Origin of the sequence: Blautia glucerasea (genome assembly GCF_020537505.1) — a bacterium.
GTDB lineage: Bacteria > Bacillota > Clostridia > Lachnospirales > Lachnospiraceae > Blautia_A.
Genome location: NZ_JAJBMO010000006.1, coordinates 125,665 through 141,177 on the forward strand (window position 1 = coordinate 125,665; position 15,513 = coordinate 141,177).

At 43.2% G+C, this 15,513-nt stretch carries 15 protein-coding genes and 7 tRNA genes; 4 read left to right on the forward strand and 18 right to left on the reverse strand.

Translation table 11 applies throughout. The features are described from left to right. Positions 1-159: 159 nt before the first annotated feature. The 17 genes from ade to uxaC form a co-directional block, all read right to left on the reverse strand. Positions 160-1,857 carry an adenine deaminase gene (gene ade, locus LIQ05_RS07225; RefSeq protein WP_226819680.1) on the reverse strand — a complete coding sequence of 566 codons (1,698 nt, stop codon included), beginning with the start codon at positions 1,855-1,857 and terminating at the stop codon, positions 160-162. A gap of 250 nt (positions 1,858-2,107) precedes the next feature. Next, positions 2,108-2,872: an RNA polymerase sigma factor region1.1 domain-containing protein gene (locus tag LIQ05_RS07230; RefSeq protein ID WP_226819681.1), complete on the reverse strand. Its 765-nt coding sequence runs from the start codon at positions 2,870-2,872 to the stop codon at positions 2,108-2,110. Next, positions 2,842-3,033 (reverse strand): hypothetical protein, encoded by a 192-nt coding sequence (locus tag LIQ05_RS07235; protein ID WP_226819682.1) that lies wholly within the window; start codon positions 3,031-3,033, stop codon positions 2,842-2,844. Before LIQ05_RS07235 ends, LIQ05_RS07230 begins: the two co-directional genes overlap by 31 nt. An 11-nt stretch (positions 3,034-3,044) precedes the next feature. Further along, positions 3,045-3,125, reverse strand: a tRNA-Leu gene (locus tag LIQ05_RS07240). Between the two features lie 62 nt (positions 3,126-3,187). Further along, positions 3,188-3,260, reverse strand: a tRNA-Lys gene (locus LIQ05_RS07245). A gap of 8 nt (positions 3,261-3,268) precedes the next feature. Beyond that, positions 3,269-3,340 (reverse strand) — tRNA-Gln (locus LIQ05_RS07250). A gap of 9 nt (positions 3,341-3,349) precedes the next feature. After that, positions 3,350-3,423 (reverse strand) — tRNA-His (locus LIQ05_RS07255). Between the two features lie 5 nt (positions 3,424-3,428). Next, positions 3,429-3,502 (reverse strand) — tRNA-Arg (locus LIQ05_RS07260). Between the two features lie 20 nt (positions 3,503-3,522). Then, positions 3,523-3,593, reverse strand: a tRNA-Gly gene (locus LIQ05_RS07265). Positions 3,594-3,626: 33 nt separating this feature from the next. Then, a tRNA-Pro gene (locus tag LIQ05_RS07270) sits at positions 3,627-3,701 on the reverse strand. A gap of 277 nt (positions 3,702-3,978) precedes the next feature. Beyond that, a complete protein-coding gene (locus tag LIQ05_RS07275; protein ID WP_226819683.1) occupies positions 3,979-4,458 on the reverse strand; it encodes a metallophosphoesterase family protein in 480 nt (159 codons plus the stop codon). Beyond that, complete coding sequence (locus tag LIQ05_RS07280) at positions 4,455-5,045, reverse strand: XTP/dITP diphosphatase (RefSeq protein WP_226819684.1); 591 nt, start codon at positions 5,043-5,045, stop codon at positions 4,455-4,457. The genes LIQ05_RS07275 and LIQ05_RS07280 overlap by 4 nt, the downstream gene beginning before the upstream one ends. Beyond that, positions 5,045-6,226 carry a THUMP domain-containing class I SAM-dependent RNA methyltransferase gene (locus LIQ05_RS07285; protein ID WP_226819685.1) on the reverse strand — a complete coding sequence of 394 codons (1,182 nt, stop codon included), beginning with the start codon at positions 6,224-6,226 and terminating at the stop codon, positions 5,045-5,047. Before LIQ05_RS07285 ends, LIQ05_RS07280 begins: the two co-directional genes overlap by 1 nt. A gap of 14 nt (positions 6,227-6,240) precedes the next feature. Further along, positions 6,241-6,783: a phosphodiesterase gene (yfcE, locus tag LIQ05_RS07290; RefSeq protein ID WP_226819686.1), complete on the reverse strand. Its 543-nt coding sequence runs from the start codon at positions 6,781-6,783 to the stop codon at positions 6,241-6,243. Positions 6,784-6,927: 144 nt separating this feature from the next. Further along, entirely contained in the window at positions 6,928-7,245 is a 318-nt protein-coding gene (locus tag LIQ05_RS07295) for a rhodanese-like domain-containing protein (protein ID WP_226819687.1), read from the reverse strand. Between the two features lie 84 nt (positions 7,246-7,329). Then, complete coding sequence (locus LIQ05_RS07300; RefSeq protein WP_226819688.1) at positions 7,330-8,337, reverse strand: LacI family DNA-binding transcriptional regulator; 1,008 nt, start codon at positions 8,335-8,337, stop codon at positions 7,330-7,332. A gap of 138 nt (positions 8,338-8,475) precedes the next feature. After that, positions 8,476-9,882 carry a glucuronate isomerase gene (gene uxaC / locus LIQ05_RS07305; RefSeq protein WP_226819689.1) on the reverse strand — a complete coding sequence of 469 codons (1,407 nt, stop codon included), beginning with the start codon at positions 9,880-9,882 and terminating at the stop codon, positions 8,476-8,478. A 259-nt stretch (positions 9,883-10,141) separates the two neighbouring features. On the opposite strand from uxaC, the gene LIQ05_RS07310 reads away from it, so the two are divergent. The 4 genes from LIQ05_RS07310 (at position 10,142) to LIQ05_RS07325 (ending at position 14,877) form a co-directional block, all read left to right on the forward strand. Continuing rightward, entirely contained in the window at positions 10,142-11,623 is a 1,482-nt protein-coding gene (locus LIQ05_RS07310; RefSeq protein ID WP_226819690.1) for a UxaA family hydrolase, read from the forward strand. Positions 11,624-11,654: 31 nt separating this feature from the next. Beyond that, on the forward strand, positions 11,655-13,139 hold the full coding sequence (locus LIQ05_RS07315) for a tagaturonate reductase (RefSeq protein WP_226819691.1): 1,485 nt from the start codon (positions 11,655-11,657) through the stop codon (positions 13,137-13,139). A gap of 65 nt (positions 13,140-13,204) precedes the next feature. Next, on the forward strand, positions 13,205-13,846 hold the full coding sequence (locus LIQ05_RS07320) for a bifunctional 4-hydroxy-2-oxoglutarate aldolase/2-dehydro-3-deoxy-phosphogluconate aldolase (RefSeq protein ID WP_226819692.1): 642 nt from the start codon (positions 13,205-13,207) through the stop codon (positions 13,844-13,846). Positions 13,847-13,848: 2 nt separating this feature from the next. Then, a complete protein-coding gene (locus LIQ05_RS07325) occupies positions 13,849-14,877 on the forward strand; it encodes a sugar kinase (protein WP_226819693.1) in 1,029 nt (342 codons plus the stop codon). 110 nt (positions 14,878-14,987) lie between these two features. Here the strand turns inward: LIQ05_RS07325 and LIQ05_RS07330 are convergent, their stop codons facing one another. After that, positions 14,988-15,158: a hypothetical protein gene (locus LIQ05_RS07330; protein WP_226819694.1), complete on the reverse strand. Its 171-nt coding sequence runs from the start codon at positions 15,156-15,158 to the stop codon at positions 14,988-14,990. Between the last annotated feature and the right edge of the window lie 355 nt (positions 15,159-15,513).

Sequence of the window (15,513 nt, forward strand, 5' to 3'; positions counted from 1 at the left end):
TGATTATCTCATAATGCGGGTAGTTTCATCTACCGTTCTGACGCATTTATGCACCATTCAGAAAAAATGGAATTCCATTTATCTCTTCATGGCCGCTACTCCCTTTTCTTTGAGCAGTATCATATCATAAGTATTCATGAAAATCAAGATGCTTTTTACTTATAAAAACTTCCACGCTTCCACATCAAAAACACCTCTCGGTGTAATTCGGATCTGAGGAATAACCGGCAAAGCCATAAAGGACAGCGTAATAAACGGATCATGACCGTCTTTTACACCCATTTCATGAGCTTTATGGATCATTCGCCCAAGAGTTTCATTGTCTTTCTCAAAACCATTGTCGCTCATCAGTCCCATTACAGGAAGGGCAAGGGTGTCAAATACTTTATGATTCTCTACGATCGTGTAGCCTCCCTGAGTACGCATCAGCTCCCGCACAGCAAGCTCCATGTCCTCATCATTATCTCCGATCACAATAATATTGTGGGAATCATGGGATACACTGGACGCAATTGCTCCATCGCGGATACCAAAACCTCCGATCACGCCGCAGCCGATTTTCCCCGTCATCTTATGACGTTCTACAACTGCAATCTTCTGATAATCGTCATCGGACTGGAATTTGCAGGGACCATCCCCTGCTTTCAGAGTTCCCTTTCTGGTAGTAATCTGCCCTTCTTCCGCCAGAATCACCGGAAAGATTCCATCTGCAGACTCCAGCTGAAATGCCGCTCTGGAAAATTCAGCCACATGCACTGTATTTTTCAGTTCAGGGGCACACGGTTTTATAACAATTTTTGCATTTTTATCCACTAATTGCCCTTTAAAGTACACATCTTCTATAGCTACACTGACAAGATCCGAAAGGATCAGCAAATCTGCCTGTCTGCCGGGTGCCACTGCTCCCTTGTCTTTCAGTCCATAACAGTCAGCTGCATTGATGGTTGCCATCTTAATAGCGGAAACCGGATTCATGCCAAGACGGATAGCTTTTCGCACGTTATGGTCAATATGCCCTTCACGCTGGATATCCTCAATATGCTTGTCATCTGTGCAGAAGCAGAATCCGTCACCATTCATATGTCTCTGCACCAGACCGCCAACAAGCGCCTCCAGATTTCGGGCAGCGCTGCCTTCCCTTACAAGAATGGTAAGACCGTTCCGCCGTTCTCGCATGGCATAATCAAAGAAGCTGCACTCATGGTCTGTAGCAATCCCTGCCATGGCATATGCCTGAAGATCTCCCTCTTCCAGAAACGGAGCGTGACCATCACGGATTCTGCCCTCAAACAGCTCCAGCTTGTCATGCATGGTCTTATCTCCCTGTACCACAGAAATGCTGTCCATTACTTCTCCAAGTCCAAGAATCCGGCTGTTATGAAGGTAAGGAGCCATATCTTCAGCAGAAAGAGTACATCCATTATCATCAATGGAAGTAGCCGGAACACAGGAAGGCATCATTACATATACATTTGCTTTCACATCTTCGGTTTGATCCAGAATATAATCAATTCCTGCCAGACCGGACACATTGGCTGATTCATGGGGATCCACAATAAAAGTGGTAGTTCCATGTCTGGAAGCAACTGTTACCAGTTCTGCTGGTGTCACCAGTGTAGATTCCAGATGAAGATGGCTGTCAATAAATCCCGGACATACATATTTGCCAGCCAGATCACGTTCTTCTTTTCCATGGAAGCTTCCAATTCCTGCTATAATCCCATCCTGTATGGCAATGTCTCCGCGGATGATCTCTTCTGTAAAAACATTCACAATCCTCGCATCCTTCAATACCAGGTCTGCCTTTTCCAAACCTCTTGCAATTCTGGAATACTGCTGATATTTTTCCAAATCCATATATATCCTCCTTTCATTTGTCAAATAATATTTATTATTCGCAAAAATATTTTGATTATTATTTATGATAGTAACACTTGTACAGTGAAATTTCAATGTAAATTTCAAAACATCCGGAAAAGTAAAAAACACCAGAGATGATTTTACTTTTAAATCACCTCTGGTGTTTCCATCAATTCTACAGCATTCTTTTCATTTCCGATAGAATAGCCTTATCTCCATAATTTTCCCGGGATTTCACTTGCCATAATTATTTATCATCTCCTGTAAGACGCAGAATATCCCGAATCTCATCCACATTCATATCGAGAATAACCGCCAGCTCATCAATGGTAAAGCGGTTCTCCCCATCATCATCTGTCAGATCCTTTACAGCTGATTCCAGCTTCTCTACCTTGGCTACCAGGCAGTCATCCTGGAATTTCTGCTGTGTCTGATCCTCAATTGCTGCAATGATTCCCTTGCGCAGCTGAAGACGCAGCCAGGCGTCATCCTTGTGCTCTGTCTCCGGGTCAGAAAGAGCTGTGAGAAGCACCACGTTTGCCTCCTGGATCAGGTCTGCAAGATGAATCTCTGCGCAGTTCATATCTGCCGCCATATTAGCTGCTACCGGCAGATAAATGCTGGTAAGAGCTGCCTCTGCAATGGCATCCCCGTCAGCCAGATTTTCAAACAGCGTATTGATCATCTCCTGGCTTAGTTCCTTACCATTACTTACCTCTGCCAGGTAATCCTTCAGATATGCTTCTTCCTCTGGAGTAAGCGGTGTGCTGGTTCCATTGGACTGGGGCTCTGCCTCTTTCTCTTCCTTTGCTTCTGCCTGCGCCGCAGCATCTTCTCCTTCTATCACGATTCCCTGCAGCTTCAGATACTGCAGTACCTTTATCATCTGGCTTGTCTCAAGGTCTGTATCCGCAAAATGCTCCCGGATCTGCTCATGTGTCAGCATATTCCCATTCTGCTTTCCAAGGTCACAAATCTCTCTTAATTTCTCCTGAAACTGAACAACGTCCATATTTTTCCTCCATATTTCTTCATTGTGTAAACTATATCAAATCCGCTTTGCAAAATCAAGGTGTTACTGTCCACGGTCCCGCCAGCAACCTCAAGACATATTTCCATTATAAAAAAATGATCCAAATCTGATTCTCCTTGCGAAAATCCAATCCAGATCATTTCTCATCTCCTGCGGATGACAGGACTTGAACCTGCACGTCATAAACACCAGAACCTAAATCTGGCGCGTCTGCCAATTCCGCCACATCCGCATATATATTATTTAAAAAACCGGAATGCCCTAATCATAAGGCTTCCGGTTATCATTTACAAGTGAAGCATCGGGGATTCGAACCCCGGACAACTTGATTAAAAGTCAAGTGCTCTACCAACTGAGCTAATGCTCCATATAGGACTGGGCTAGCTGGATTCGAACCAGCGAATGCAGCAGTCAAAGTGCTGTGCCTTACCGCTTGGCGATAGCCCAAAGGCAAAGGGTGGATACAGGGATTCGAACCCTGGGCCTCCAGAGCCACAATCTGGCGCGCTAACCAACTGCGCTATATCCACCACAGCGTGTCAGAAGGGATTCGAACCCCCGACCCACGGCTTAGAAGGCCGTTGCTCTATCCAGCTGAGCTACTGACACATATTTCTCTTCATCAGAGAAGCGGGTGATGGGAATCGAACCCACGTATCTAGCTTGGAAGGCTAGTGTTCTACCATTGAACTACACCCGCATTTACGCTGAAACGGTAATGTTGTTACAGCAGTCGGGGTGACAAGATTCGAACTTGCGGCCTCCTGGTCCCAAACCAGGCGCTCTAGCCAAACTGAGCCACACCCCGATGTCTTACAACATCATTTCTATGAAGTTGTCGTTCCTTGTTCTCTCAAGAATTTCTTTTCTCTCGCTCAAGGCAAGTGTTATTATATTATATGGCCTACTATTTGTCAACACCTTTTTTCATATTTTTTTATATTTTTTTCAAAAAAAGATACAATTCCCGAAAACCCGCTAAAAATGCGGGTTTCCGGTATCTTAGTCACTCCTGTTCTGGGCTTTTTTAATTATTTTTTTCAAAATTCCCATAAAAATTTTTTTCTTTTTTCAATGCACAAAGATCATAAATATTCAATTTCCGCCATCGGCTCTTCCCCTTTTTCCAAATCCATGACCACATAGCTTGGTCTGCGGCCTTCCTGCCTTGGGAAAGAAAGGCTTCCCGGATTGATCACCAGCACACCGTTTTTCTTCTCGATTACCGGCTTATGTGTATGACCGAAAAATACGATTTCACAGCCTCTGGCGGCTGCCTCCTCTGAAACGCCGTAAAGATCCATGGACACCCCATAATTATGACCATGTGTCACCATGATCTTATGCCCTTCCAGCACAATTTCCTCTTCTCTTGGCAGATCACTGAAGAAATCATTGTTTCCAGCCACAATGGTGCAGGGACATTCTGCAAGAGCTTCAATAAAGAACTCCCGTCCTTCCACATCCCCACAATGGATCAGATAATCAAATGGCTGTTCCTGCTCCACAATGATTTCCAGCCTCTCGTCTCTTCCGTGGGTATCACTGACTACCAGAATTTTCATCTTAGTTCTTCCTTTATCATCTGCAGCGCTTTTCCTCTGTGGCTGATCTTATTTTTCTCTTCCATGGACAGTTCAGCTGAGGTGCAGCCGTATTCTGGCAGGAAAAAGATAGGATCATAGCCAAAGCCATTGGCTCCTTTTTCCCCGTAACCAATTCGCCCTTCCATAGTTCCGCGCACAGTTTCCACCTTTCCATCTGGGAAAACAGCTGCAATGGCACATACAAAACGGGCAGTACGTTTCTCATCCGGCACCCCCTCCAGCCTCTGGATCAGATTGCCGTTCTTGGTATGATAATCAGTGTGTTCCCCCATATAGCGTGCGGAATAAACGCCTGGCTCTTTGTTCAGATAATCGATTTCAAGTCCGGAATCGTCTGCAAGAACGATTTCTCCATTCTTTGTCAGCTTGCTAATGGCAGTTGCCTTAATCACTGCATTTTCTTCAAATGTTTTGCCATCTTCCACAATATCTGACTGGATTCCGGCTTCCTTCATGGACAGCACTTCAGCGTCCAGGTCAGCCAGGATTTCCCGAATTTCTTTCATCTTGTCCGCATTTCCTGTTGCAAAAATAATCTTCTTCATTATTTTATGTCCTCTTTCTTTTCCTGTGCCAGACCTCTTCTTGGCGGTTTCGGTCCCAGGAACTGGTAGAAATATGTTTTCAGCATTCCATTATAGATCTTACGGTTCTTATCTGCCTTACGGCCAATGTCATTCTCCGCTTTGTCATAGGAAGTGATCAGATACATAGACCACTTATCAAGCCCACGGTAGCTTTCCCCGATCTCACGGTAAAGCTGCGGCAGGGCTGCTTTCTCATCCAGACGCTCACCGTATGGCGGATTTGTGATGATAAAACCATATGGCTTTGGATGGTGAAGCTCTTTCACCGGACGCTGCTGGAAATGAATCAGGCTGTCCACCCCTGCCATCTTTGCATTTGCCCGGGCCGCCTTCAGCGCCTCAGCGTCAATATCATAGCCCTGGATGTCTGTCTCGATTTTCAGGTTTACCCGGTCCTGAGCCTCTTCTACAGCCTCATACCAGCATCTTCTTGGCACTACATGCTTCCAGTCTTCTGCCAGGAAGGAACGGTTCATTCCTGGTGCAATATCCGCAGCCATCATAGCTGCCTCGATTGGAAAAGTACCACTTCCGCAGAATGGATCTACAAGGCTTCGGTCTTTTTTCCAAGGGGTTAACATAATCAGTGCGCTGGCAAGTGTCTCGGTAATAGGCGCCTTTACTGTCATCTGGCGATACCCTCTCTTATGAAGAGAAACACCGGAAGTATCGATTCCAATAGTTGCCACATCCTTCATAAACGCCACACGGATAGGAAAATCTGCGCCGTCTTCTGGGAACCAGGACACGTTGTACACGCCCTTCAGACGCTCTACAATGGCTTTTTTCATAATGGATTGGATATCTGACGGGCTGAACAGCTTACTCTTTACAGAATTGGCTTTTGCCACCCAGAATTTGCCGTCTGCCGGAATGTAGCGCTCCCATGGCAGGGCCTTGGTTGCTTCAAAAAGCTCGTCAAAGGTTTCCGCCTTTACCTCTGCTACCTTCAGAAGAATACGCTCTGTAGTGCGAAGGAAAACGTTGGCGTCTGCAATTCCCTGGGCATCAGCCAGGAAGGTAACCTTTCCGTCTTCCACCTTGCTGATCTCATATCCCAGATCCAGGATCTCTCTTTTTAAAACCGCTTCCAGACCAAAATGGCAGGGTGCGATCAGTTCAAATCTTTCTGTACTCATTCCTTTTTCCCTTCTTATAATGCTATGCTTTTTACAACGTTTCCGTCAAAATCCCGGATGGAAAAAACACCGTCTTCCAGCACTGCGTATGTAGGTGGATTTCCTTCCTTCGGGATGGATACGGAGCCAGGGTTCAGAAGGATGTAACCGTCCATCTGCTCGGCTTTCAGCACATGGGTATGTCCATGGATCAGGATATCTCCTTCACATAACGGTGGCAGATTGTTCTGATTATAAACATGTCCATGGGTTGCATAAAAGGTTTTGCCGTCAATGGCAAGGATGCAGTAGTCTGCCATCACTGGAAACTCCAGAACCATCTGGTCTACCTCTGCCTCGCAGTTTCCACGTACCGCATAGATTTTATCCTTCATGGCATTCAGCATAGGGATCACCTGCTTGGGTGCGTATTCCTTTGGCAGATCGTTTCTCGGGCCATGATAAAGCAGATCGCCCAGCAGAACCAGGCGCTCTGCCCCTTCTTTTTCAAAGACATCCAGCATTTTTCTGCAGTAGTAGGCAGAACCGTGGATGTCAGAAGCAAACATATATTTCATAAACTTAGTTTCTCCTCTGTTTTTAGTGTTCGAATTGTCTCTCTCCTTTTCGGTTTACATAACCTCATGAAAAGGACATTTTTTTCTTCTTTACATTATCATGCCTTGATGGAAATTACAAGATAGTACTCTTTTGAAATTTTCTCATATATCGCATATCAGATTTCTCCCTCTGTACTCCTTCATTCCCCCGATCACCGTTTTTGTCTTATATCCATTTCGCGCCAGAATCCTGGCTGCCTGAAGACTTGCCCCGCCTCTGTCGCAATACAACACCAGTATTTTACCTGTAGGAAAATCATATCTCTCCATTTCTTCAAACTTCTCATATGGCACATTTACCGCTCCCTTTATATGTCCGTTATGATACTCTTTTGCATCTCTTAAATCTATGATAAAGGAATCCTTCCGTCCAACATAATAATCCAGCATTTTTCCGGAAATCGGCTCTACAGGAAACATGGAAAATCCCCTTTTTTATCAGTATATCCACAAATACAAAAAAGGTGCCAAAATGCACCTTTTTTAATCAGCTATGAAACAAAATCAGAAATCCGTTGTACATCTGCGGACTATCTCGCACGGAATACACACATTCTTTTCAATTTGTATTTCTCTCTCAAGAAGGTCAATCATCCGTTCCACTGTCTTTTTGCACATTACGCCCAGCTTACTGTCCACCGACGTAAGCTCAGGATCACTGCTGATTGCAAGAATTGAGTTATTATATCCGGCAACAGCCAGTTCCTCAGGAATCGCCAGTCCCTTAATCTTTGCATACTTTACTGCTCCGATTGCAATTCCATCCTCTGTTGCAAGAACGCTGTCAAAATCAAGGGTCCGGTTGTATTCAAGCAGCATATCCCGCGTATATTCAATGTCATTTCTGGTTTTGAATTTCAGATGTCCACAAATTGGATATCCGGCGTCCTGCAATGCAGCTTCGTATCCCGCCATTTTCTGTCTGGCACTGTAGGATTCTGAATCATACATGAAAAGAATTTTCTCTTTTCCTCTCCGGATAAAGGCTTTCGTCACTTCATAAGTAGCCTGAAAATCATCCGCATAGGTGCAGTAAATATTATCGCCTGAAACCTTTGCGTTAATCATAAATACGGAAACCTGTTCCGCTGCCTCCCGAATATAATCTGTGTCAGATTCATCTTTACCATTTCCTGCATATGTAGAACCAACCAGTATCAGCGTGTCTATTTTCTTAGACAAAAGGAGTCTGACATAATCCTCCTTTTCTTCCTGTTTAAATCCACTGCAGCCAAGAATACAGTCATATCCATGAGCATGAAGATTTCGTTCCAGATAGGATACTGCTTTGGCCATATAGATATCGTCAATGTTTGGACAGATGATTCCTACTGTTTTCATCGATCCAAGACCGAGGCCTCTGGCAAACGCATTCGGCGTGTATTCATTTTCTTTCATAACCGCAAGAACCTTTTCTTTTGTCTTCGGGCTGACTTTCGGACTGTTATTAACCACTCTGGATACTGTTGCGATAGAAACATTTGCCAGCTTTGCAATATCATATATATTCACTATAGTTCTCCTGTTCGTTCTGATAATAATATAAAATAAGCATTCACTTTATCCGTTCTATACTGAAAAAGCATATCAGACAGCTTCATATCTGATATGCTTTTATCAAGCAGCTTATTTATTTTAACATCAATAATTTTACAGGTCAAACCCAAAATAGTCTACTGCATTATTGTACGAAATTCCGCACACAATTTCCTTTAAAGTCTTATAATCAGCTGGATATTCCCCATTTTCCACCCAGCCGCCAATAAGCTCGCAAAGAATTCTGCGGAAATACTCATGTCTGGTATAGGACAAAAAGCTTCTTGAATCAGTAAGCATGCCAACAAAGTTTGCAAGCAGTCCCAGATTTGCAAGTGATGTCATCTGTGCGATCATACCTGTTTTGTGATCGTTGAACCACCATGCACTTCCCTGCTGAATTTTGCCTGCTGCCTCTGTTCCCTGGAAGCAGCCAAGGATTGTTCCGATTGCTTCATTGTCATTGGGATTCAGGGAGTACAGGATTGTCTTTGGAAGTTCATTTGATGCGATCAGAGAATTCAAAAAATCTGCTGTCTGAGCACTTGGTGCATAGTTATTGATGCAGTCATATCCTGTATCCGGTCCGAGCTGCTCATACATAAATGCATTGTTGTCTCTCTTGCATCCATAATGGATCTGCATTACCCAGTTCTTTTTATGATATTCTTTTCCAACAAACTGCATAAAAGCTGTCTTGAAGATCATTTCTTCTTCTCTTGAGATGCTTTCGCCATTCAGTCTCTTTTTAAAGATTTCATTTACTTTTTCTTCTGCTGCAGGCGCATACATAACATATTCCAGTGCATGGTCAGATACACTGCATCCCATCTGGGCAAAGAATTCCATTCTCTTAAGAAGGGCTTCTTTCAGATCTGCAAATTCTGCAATTCTAATTCCACTTACTTCAGAAAGCTTTTTCATGTATTCCGGATATTCCGATTTTTCCAGATTCATTGCCTTGTCCGGACGCCATGCAGGAAGCACTTTTACCTCAAAGCTTTCATCCTCTGCAAGAACCTTGTGCCATTTCAGATCATCTACCGGATCATCTGTTGTGCAGATTAATTTTACATTGGACTTGCGGATAATGTTTCTTACAGACATATCATCTTCCTGAAGCTTTTTGTTGCAGAGATTCCATACTTTTTCTGCTGTATCTCCGTTCAGATACCCTGTATATCCAAAATATCTCTGCAATTCCAGATGACTCCAGTGATAAAGAGGATTTCCAATCGCTTTGCCAAGAGTTTCTGCCCATTTCTGGAATTTTTCACGGTCACTGGCGCCACCAGTAATGTAGTACTCATCTACTCCATTTGATCTCATCTGACGCCATTTATAATGATCACCGCCAAGCCACACCTGGGTAATATTCTCAAACTTACGGTCCTCTGCAATTTCCTGGGGATTGATATGGCAATGGTAATCTACAATTGGCATTGTCTCTGCATATTCATGAAATAACTTTTTTGATGTTTCTGTTGAAAGTAAAAAATCTTTGTCCATAAATGCTTTCATAAAATAATTCTCCTCTTCCTTCTATCCGTTCCAGCAAAAAATGTAAGGTCTTACACTCCAATCACAGTATACGATAAATAAGTGTCATTTTCAATTCATACAGCATTTGAAGAACAGCCAAATTTACGCATGACATATTGTGTATTTTTACCATTTTTAGCTTTTTTCCCATTTTCTATTGACGTTCCTGTTTTGTTGATGTAATTTGGATGTAAGCTCTTACATATATTATTTTCACATAAAGGAGGTTGTTGATTTCTTGAAATCTTTTATTAAAATTAATCCTTCAGATAATGTAGCCGTTGCGCTTCAGCCTCTGGCGAAAGGCACTGTGATCGAACTTGATAGCTCCACACTCACTCTTACAGAAAACATCATGCAGGGACACAAGTTTGCATTAAAAAATCTCAAGCCTGGTGATTCCATTATTAAATATGGTAATCCCATTGGACGTGCAACCACAGAAATTTCTGCAGGTTCCTGGATTCATACTCACAATTTAAAAACAGGGCTGGGAGATCTTCTTACTTATACATATAACAAAAATATCACAGAGCTTCCACACCGGGAGCCAAAATTCTTCCAGGGCTATCGCAGAAAAAACGGTGGTGTTGGCGTACGTAATGAAATCTGGATCATTCCTACAGTAGGCTGCGTTAACAATGTCGCATCTGCTATTGAGCGGGCCTCGCAGAAGTACATGACAGACCAGATTGATGGTGTCTGTGCATTTCCACATCCTTACGGATGTTCCCAGATGGGTGATGATCAGAATAACACACGTCAGATCCTTGCTGATTTAGTGAACCATCCTAATGCAGGCGGTGTTCTGGTTCTTGGACTTGGCTGCGAAAACAGCAGCATCGATGAATTAAAGAAATTTATCGGGGACTATGATCCTGAGCGTGTACGTTTTCTCGTTGCCCAGGAATGCGAAGATGAGATCAGTGATGGTGTTGAAGCCGTCAAAGAACTGATTTCCTATGCATCCTCATTTAAACGTGAACCAATCAGTGCATCTGAACTGACAATCGGTATGAAATGCGGCGGCTCTGACGGTTTGTCTGGAATCACGGCAAACCCTACTGTTGGTGCATTTTCTGATAAACTGATTTCTATGGGCGGATCTACAATTCTTACAGAAGTTCCTGAAATGTTCGGCGCTGAAGAATCACTTATGAACCGCTGCGAGACAGAATATCTGTTCAACCAGACAGTTGCCCTTGTCAACGATTTCAAGAATTATTTTAAAAGTCACAACCAGACCATTTATGAAAATCCTTCTCCAGGAAACAAAAAAGGCGGTATTTCCAGTCTGGAAGACAAATCTCTCGGATGTACGCAGAAATCCGGAAGTGCACCTGTTATGGGAGTTCTTTCTTATGGAGAACCTGTAAAGGAAAAAGGATTAAACCTGCTGAGCGCACCTGGCAATGATCTGGTTGCCTCTACTGCTCTTGCAGCATCCGGGGCACACATTGTACTTTTTACTACCGGACGAGGAACACCTTTTGCAAGTCCTGTACCTACAGTTAAAATCTCCACAAACAACCAGCTTGCCCAAAAGAAACAAAACTGGATCGATTTCAACTGTGGAGTCATGGTAAATGATACTCCTCTTGATGAACTTTCAGAAAATCTTCTGGACTTTGTCCTTGAAATTGCTTCCGGAAAGAAATCAAAATCTGAAGAAGCCGGTTTCCATGATATGGCTATTTTCAAACAGGGAGTTACTTTATAAATCGAATTATATATGAAAGGAAAATACAGAAATGAAAAAATTATCTTATGCTACTTTAAAAGAACAGTGTTATGATGGATACCTTCTTGAATCAGCACCGGAACGTGTACTTCAGTTTGGTGAAGGAAACTTTCTCCGTGCCTTTGTAGATTATTTTATAGATGAGTTAAATGAAAAAGCAGGATTCAACTCCAAGGTTGTTCTGTGTCAGCCAATCGCTCCAGGTCTTGCTGACATAATCAACGAGCAGGAGGGTCTTTATACCTTATTTCTCCGTGGATTCCAGGATGGCAAAAAAGTAAACAAAAAACGTGTTATCTCCTGTGTAAGCCGTTGTCTCAATCCATATAAGGATTTTGAAGCAGTTCTTGCATGTGCAGATAACCCGGACCTCCGTTTTATCGCATGTAATACAACTGAAGCCGGAATTACTTATGATTCTTCCTGTCAGTTTACTGATGTTCCGGCTAACAGCTATCCTGGAAAACTTACTCAGTTTATGTATCGTCGTTTCCAGAAATTCGGTCAGGAAGCCGGCAAAGGATTTATCATTCTCTCCTGTGAGCTGATCGATGATAATGGAAAAGAACTTGAAAAATGTGTATTAAAATATGCAAAGCAGTGGAATCTCGGCGAAGACTTTATCAACTGGATCAAAGCTGAAAACATCTTCTGTTCTACACTTGTAGACCGTATTGTAACAGGATATCCTAGAAATGAAGCTGCTGCAATCTGCAACGAGCTTGGTTATGAAGACAACCTGATCGACACAGGTGAAATCTTCGGATTCTGGGTAATCGAAGGACCTCAGTCAATCAAAGACGAATTCCCAGTTGACAAAGCGAACCTTCCAATCCTGATCACTGACAACCACAAACCATACAAGCAGAGAAAAGTACGTATCTTAAACGGCGCGCATACCTCCTTTGTACTTGGTGCATATCTTGCAGGACAGGACATTGTAAGAGACTGTATGAACGATGATGTGATCTGTGGATTTATGAACAAAACTATTTATGACGAGATCATCCCTACTCTGGATCTTCCCAAAGCTGAGCTCGAAGATTTTGCCGCAGCTGTTACAGAACGTTTCAAAAACCCATTTATCGATCACGCTCTTCTTTCCATTTCTCTGAATTCAACTTCCAAATGGAAAGCACGTGTTATGCCTTCCCTCAAAAAATATGTTGAACGCAAAGGTACTCTTCCTGCATGCATCACAGCTTCTTTCGCCTTCTACATTGCATTCTATAACGGATATACTCTGAGCGAAGACGGACTTACAGCAAAAAGAGCAGCCAATGAATACACTGTAAAAGATGACAAGGCAGTTCTCGAATTCTACCTTGCACATAAAGATGATTCCGCAGCAGATCTTGTTCATGCAGTATGCACCAATACTTCCTTCTGGGGTGAAGATCTGACACAGATTTCCGGATTTGAAGCAGCTGTATGCAATTACTTAACCCAGATCCGTGAGAACGGCACATATGAAGTAATGAAAACACTGATCTAATACTTTTATCATGACAGCACATAATCTGTGTGTGCTGTCTGCTCAGAAAGAGGAGATTTTATATTATGAATACAACCTTAGAAAAACTTGGTAGATTTGGTGTTGTCCCTGTTGTTGTGTTAGATGATGCCAATGATGCTGCACCTCTTGCAAAGGCACTCTGCGATGGTGATCTTGCCTGTGCCGAAGTAACATTTCGTACAGACGCCGCAGAAGAATCCATCCGCATTATGACATCCCAGTATCCTGAGATGATCGTGGGAGCCGGCACAGTTCTCACAAAAGAACAGGTTGACCGCGCAGTAGCTGCCGGAGCACGTTTTATTGTTACTCCTGGTCTTGATCCGGAAATTGTCCGCTACTGCATGGAAAAAGGTGTTCCAGTAACTCCTGGAGTTGTAACCCCAAGTGAACTTGCCCAGGCCTATGTGCTGGGACTTCGCCTTGTGAAGTTTTTCCCGGCAGAACCTTCCGGCGGCCTTCCGATGATCAAAGCTCTGGCTGCTCCGTATAATATGATGCAGTTTATGCCTACAGGCGGCATCAGTGCAGCAACTCTCTGTGATTATCTCCGCTATGAAAAAATCTTTGCATGCGGTGGAAGCTGGATGGTCAAAGGCAGCCTCATTAAATCCGGAGATTTTGACAAGATCACAGCACTTACCAAAGAAGCTGTCGAACTTGTCCATACTGTCAGGGAGGTATAAGAATGGCTAAAGTTGTAACTTTAGGCGAGATCATGCTGCGACTCTCGCCTCCTGGATATCAGCGTTTTGCCCAGGCCCGCAATTTTGAGATCAACTATGGTGGCGCAGAAGCCAACGTTGCTGCATCTTTGGCAGAATTTGGTCATCATTCTGTTTTTCTTTCCAAAATACCGGAAAATGCCATTGGCGATGCTGCGATCAGCACACTTCGAAGTTTAAATGTTGACTGTGACTACATTGCCCGAGGCGACAAACGTCTTGGAATCTATTTCCTTGAAAACGGTGCCTCCGTTCGTCCTTCCAGTGTTGTTTATGACCGTGCAGATTCCTCAATCACCAAAGCAGTTCCTGATGAATTTGATTTCGACGAAATCTTTAAAGATGCTGATCTTTTTCATGTATCCGGCATCACTCCGGTATTAAGTGCAGACGCAAAAGAACTTACTTTTGCTGCACTAAAAAAGGCCAGAGAACACCATGTAACTGTTTCTTTTGACCTGAATTACCGTTCCAAATTATGGACATCTGACATAGAAGGCAAACAGAAAATGCTCTCTGAGATGATGGAATATGTAGATATCTGCTTCGGAAATGCCCGTGATGCTGCAAAATGTCTTGGCTATACAGAAGATGGCATTGATTTTATTAATGGTGAATATAATATCTGCGTGGACGAAAAACACATGCGCAATGTATTAGATCACTATCATTTCACACACCTGGTCACTACCCTCCGCAGCAGCATCAGTGCGTCCGACAATGGCTGGTCCGGAGCTGTCTGCACAGCAGGTGACTACTACAAAGGTCGTGATTATATGCTTCATATTGTTGATCGGGTTGGTGGCGGCGATTCCTTTGCTTCTGGCTTTCTTCATGGTATTCTGGCCAATATGGGAAACAGAAAAGCCCTTGAATTTGGTCTTGCAGCTGCCGCGGTCAAACACACGATTCCAGGTGACTTAAATTATATTACAGAATCAGAAGTTCTTTCCATGATTGAAAGCGACGGCGCAGGACGCGTACAGCGTTAGAGCGTGTCTGAAAAATCATTCCTCATTGCTCAGCAATAACCTCCGGCATACATTAAACCTCCCAACAAGGGCGCAGAGTCAACAGACCCTGCGCCCTTTCTTAAAATATTTTAATATCTGGAAGTAGTATCTTCCCCTGATCCGTAAGAATTGCGGCTCTTGTTTTTGCTGCTGTTTTTTGTGTAAGAGTTCTTGCAATCCTGAGAATTCATCTCATTTTCATAAGATCTGTTTGTAGAATTTTTACTGTTTTTGTTTTCAGACTCATAATTTTTTGCCATTTGCGTATTCCTCCTGTTGAATGCCGCTGTCCACGTTCTGTTCCGCATCCAGCAGCTGTTTTCAGATTACTTTGTGTATTGTAACCAATTGCAGAAGGAATATTCATCAAAATGATATTGCTTTTTTTTTCAGTTTATATTATAATTTGTCTTGTAAAAGAATTTACCCTTCAAAAATTTTTTTACATAACCCCTTATTTAATTATTTATACTCCCCTCGAAACACCCGGTAGCTCCCCTACCGGGTGTTTCTCTTTGGATTTATAAGGGTTTGCCCTCATCCTTATAGGATTTGCAGACTTTACGCCCGGAACAATTTCTCTCTGCACAAGCCATCTTAAAACAATCTGTGCCA

Coding starts and splice junctions, on each gene's coding strand:
- LIQ05_RS07325 (WP_226819693.1), top strand. CDS start 13,849: ATGGCTAAAGTTGTAACTTTAGGCGAGATCATGCTGCGACTCTCGCCT.
- LIQ05_RS07230 (WP_226819681.1), bottom strand. CDS start 2,872: ATGGACGTTGTTCAGTTTCAGGAGAAATTAAGAGAGATTTGTGACCTT.
- LIQ05_RS07315 (WP_226819691.1), top strand. CDS start 11,655: ATGAAAAAATTATCTTATGCTACTTTAAAAGAACAGTGTTATGATGGA.
- LIQ05_RS07275 (WP_226819683.1), bottom strand. CDS start 4,458: ATGAAAATTCTGGTAGTCAGTGATACCCACGGAAGAGACGAGAGGCTG.
- LIQ05_RS07330 (WP_226819694.1), bottom strand. CDS start 15,158: ATGGCAAAAAATTATGAGTCTGAAAACAAAAACAGTAAAAATTCTACA.
- LIQ05_RS07295 (WP_226819687.1), bottom strand. CDS start 7,245: ATGTTTCCTGTAGAGCCGATTTCCGGAAAAATGCTGGATTATTATGTT.
- LIQ05_RS07285 (WP_226819685.1), bottom strand. CDS start 6,226: ATGAGTACAGAAAGATTTGAACTGATCGCACCCTGCCATTTTGGTCTG.
- LIQ05_RS07235 (WP_226819682.1), bottom strand. CDS start 3,033: ATGATCTGGATTGGATTTTCGCAAGGAGAATCAGATTTGGATCATTTT.
- LIQ05_RS07280 (WP_226819684.1), bottom strand. CDS start 5,045: ATGAAGAAGATTATTTTTGCAACAGGAAATGCGGACAAGATGAAAGAA.
- uxaC (WP_226819689.1), bottom strand. CDS start 9,882: ATGAAAGCATTTATGGACAAAGATTTTTTACTTTCAACAGAAACATCA.
- LIQ05_RS07320 (WP_226819692.1), top strand. CDS start 13,205: ATGAATACAACCTTAGAAAAACTTGGTAGATTTGGTGTTGTCCCTGTT.
- yfcE (WP_226819686.1), bottom strand. CDS start 6,783: ATGAAATATATGTTTGCTTCTGACATCCACGGTTCTGCCTACTACTGC.
- ade (WP_226819680.1), bottom strand. CDS start 1,857: ATGGATTTGGAAAAATATCAGCAGTATTCCAGAATTGCAAGAGGTTTG.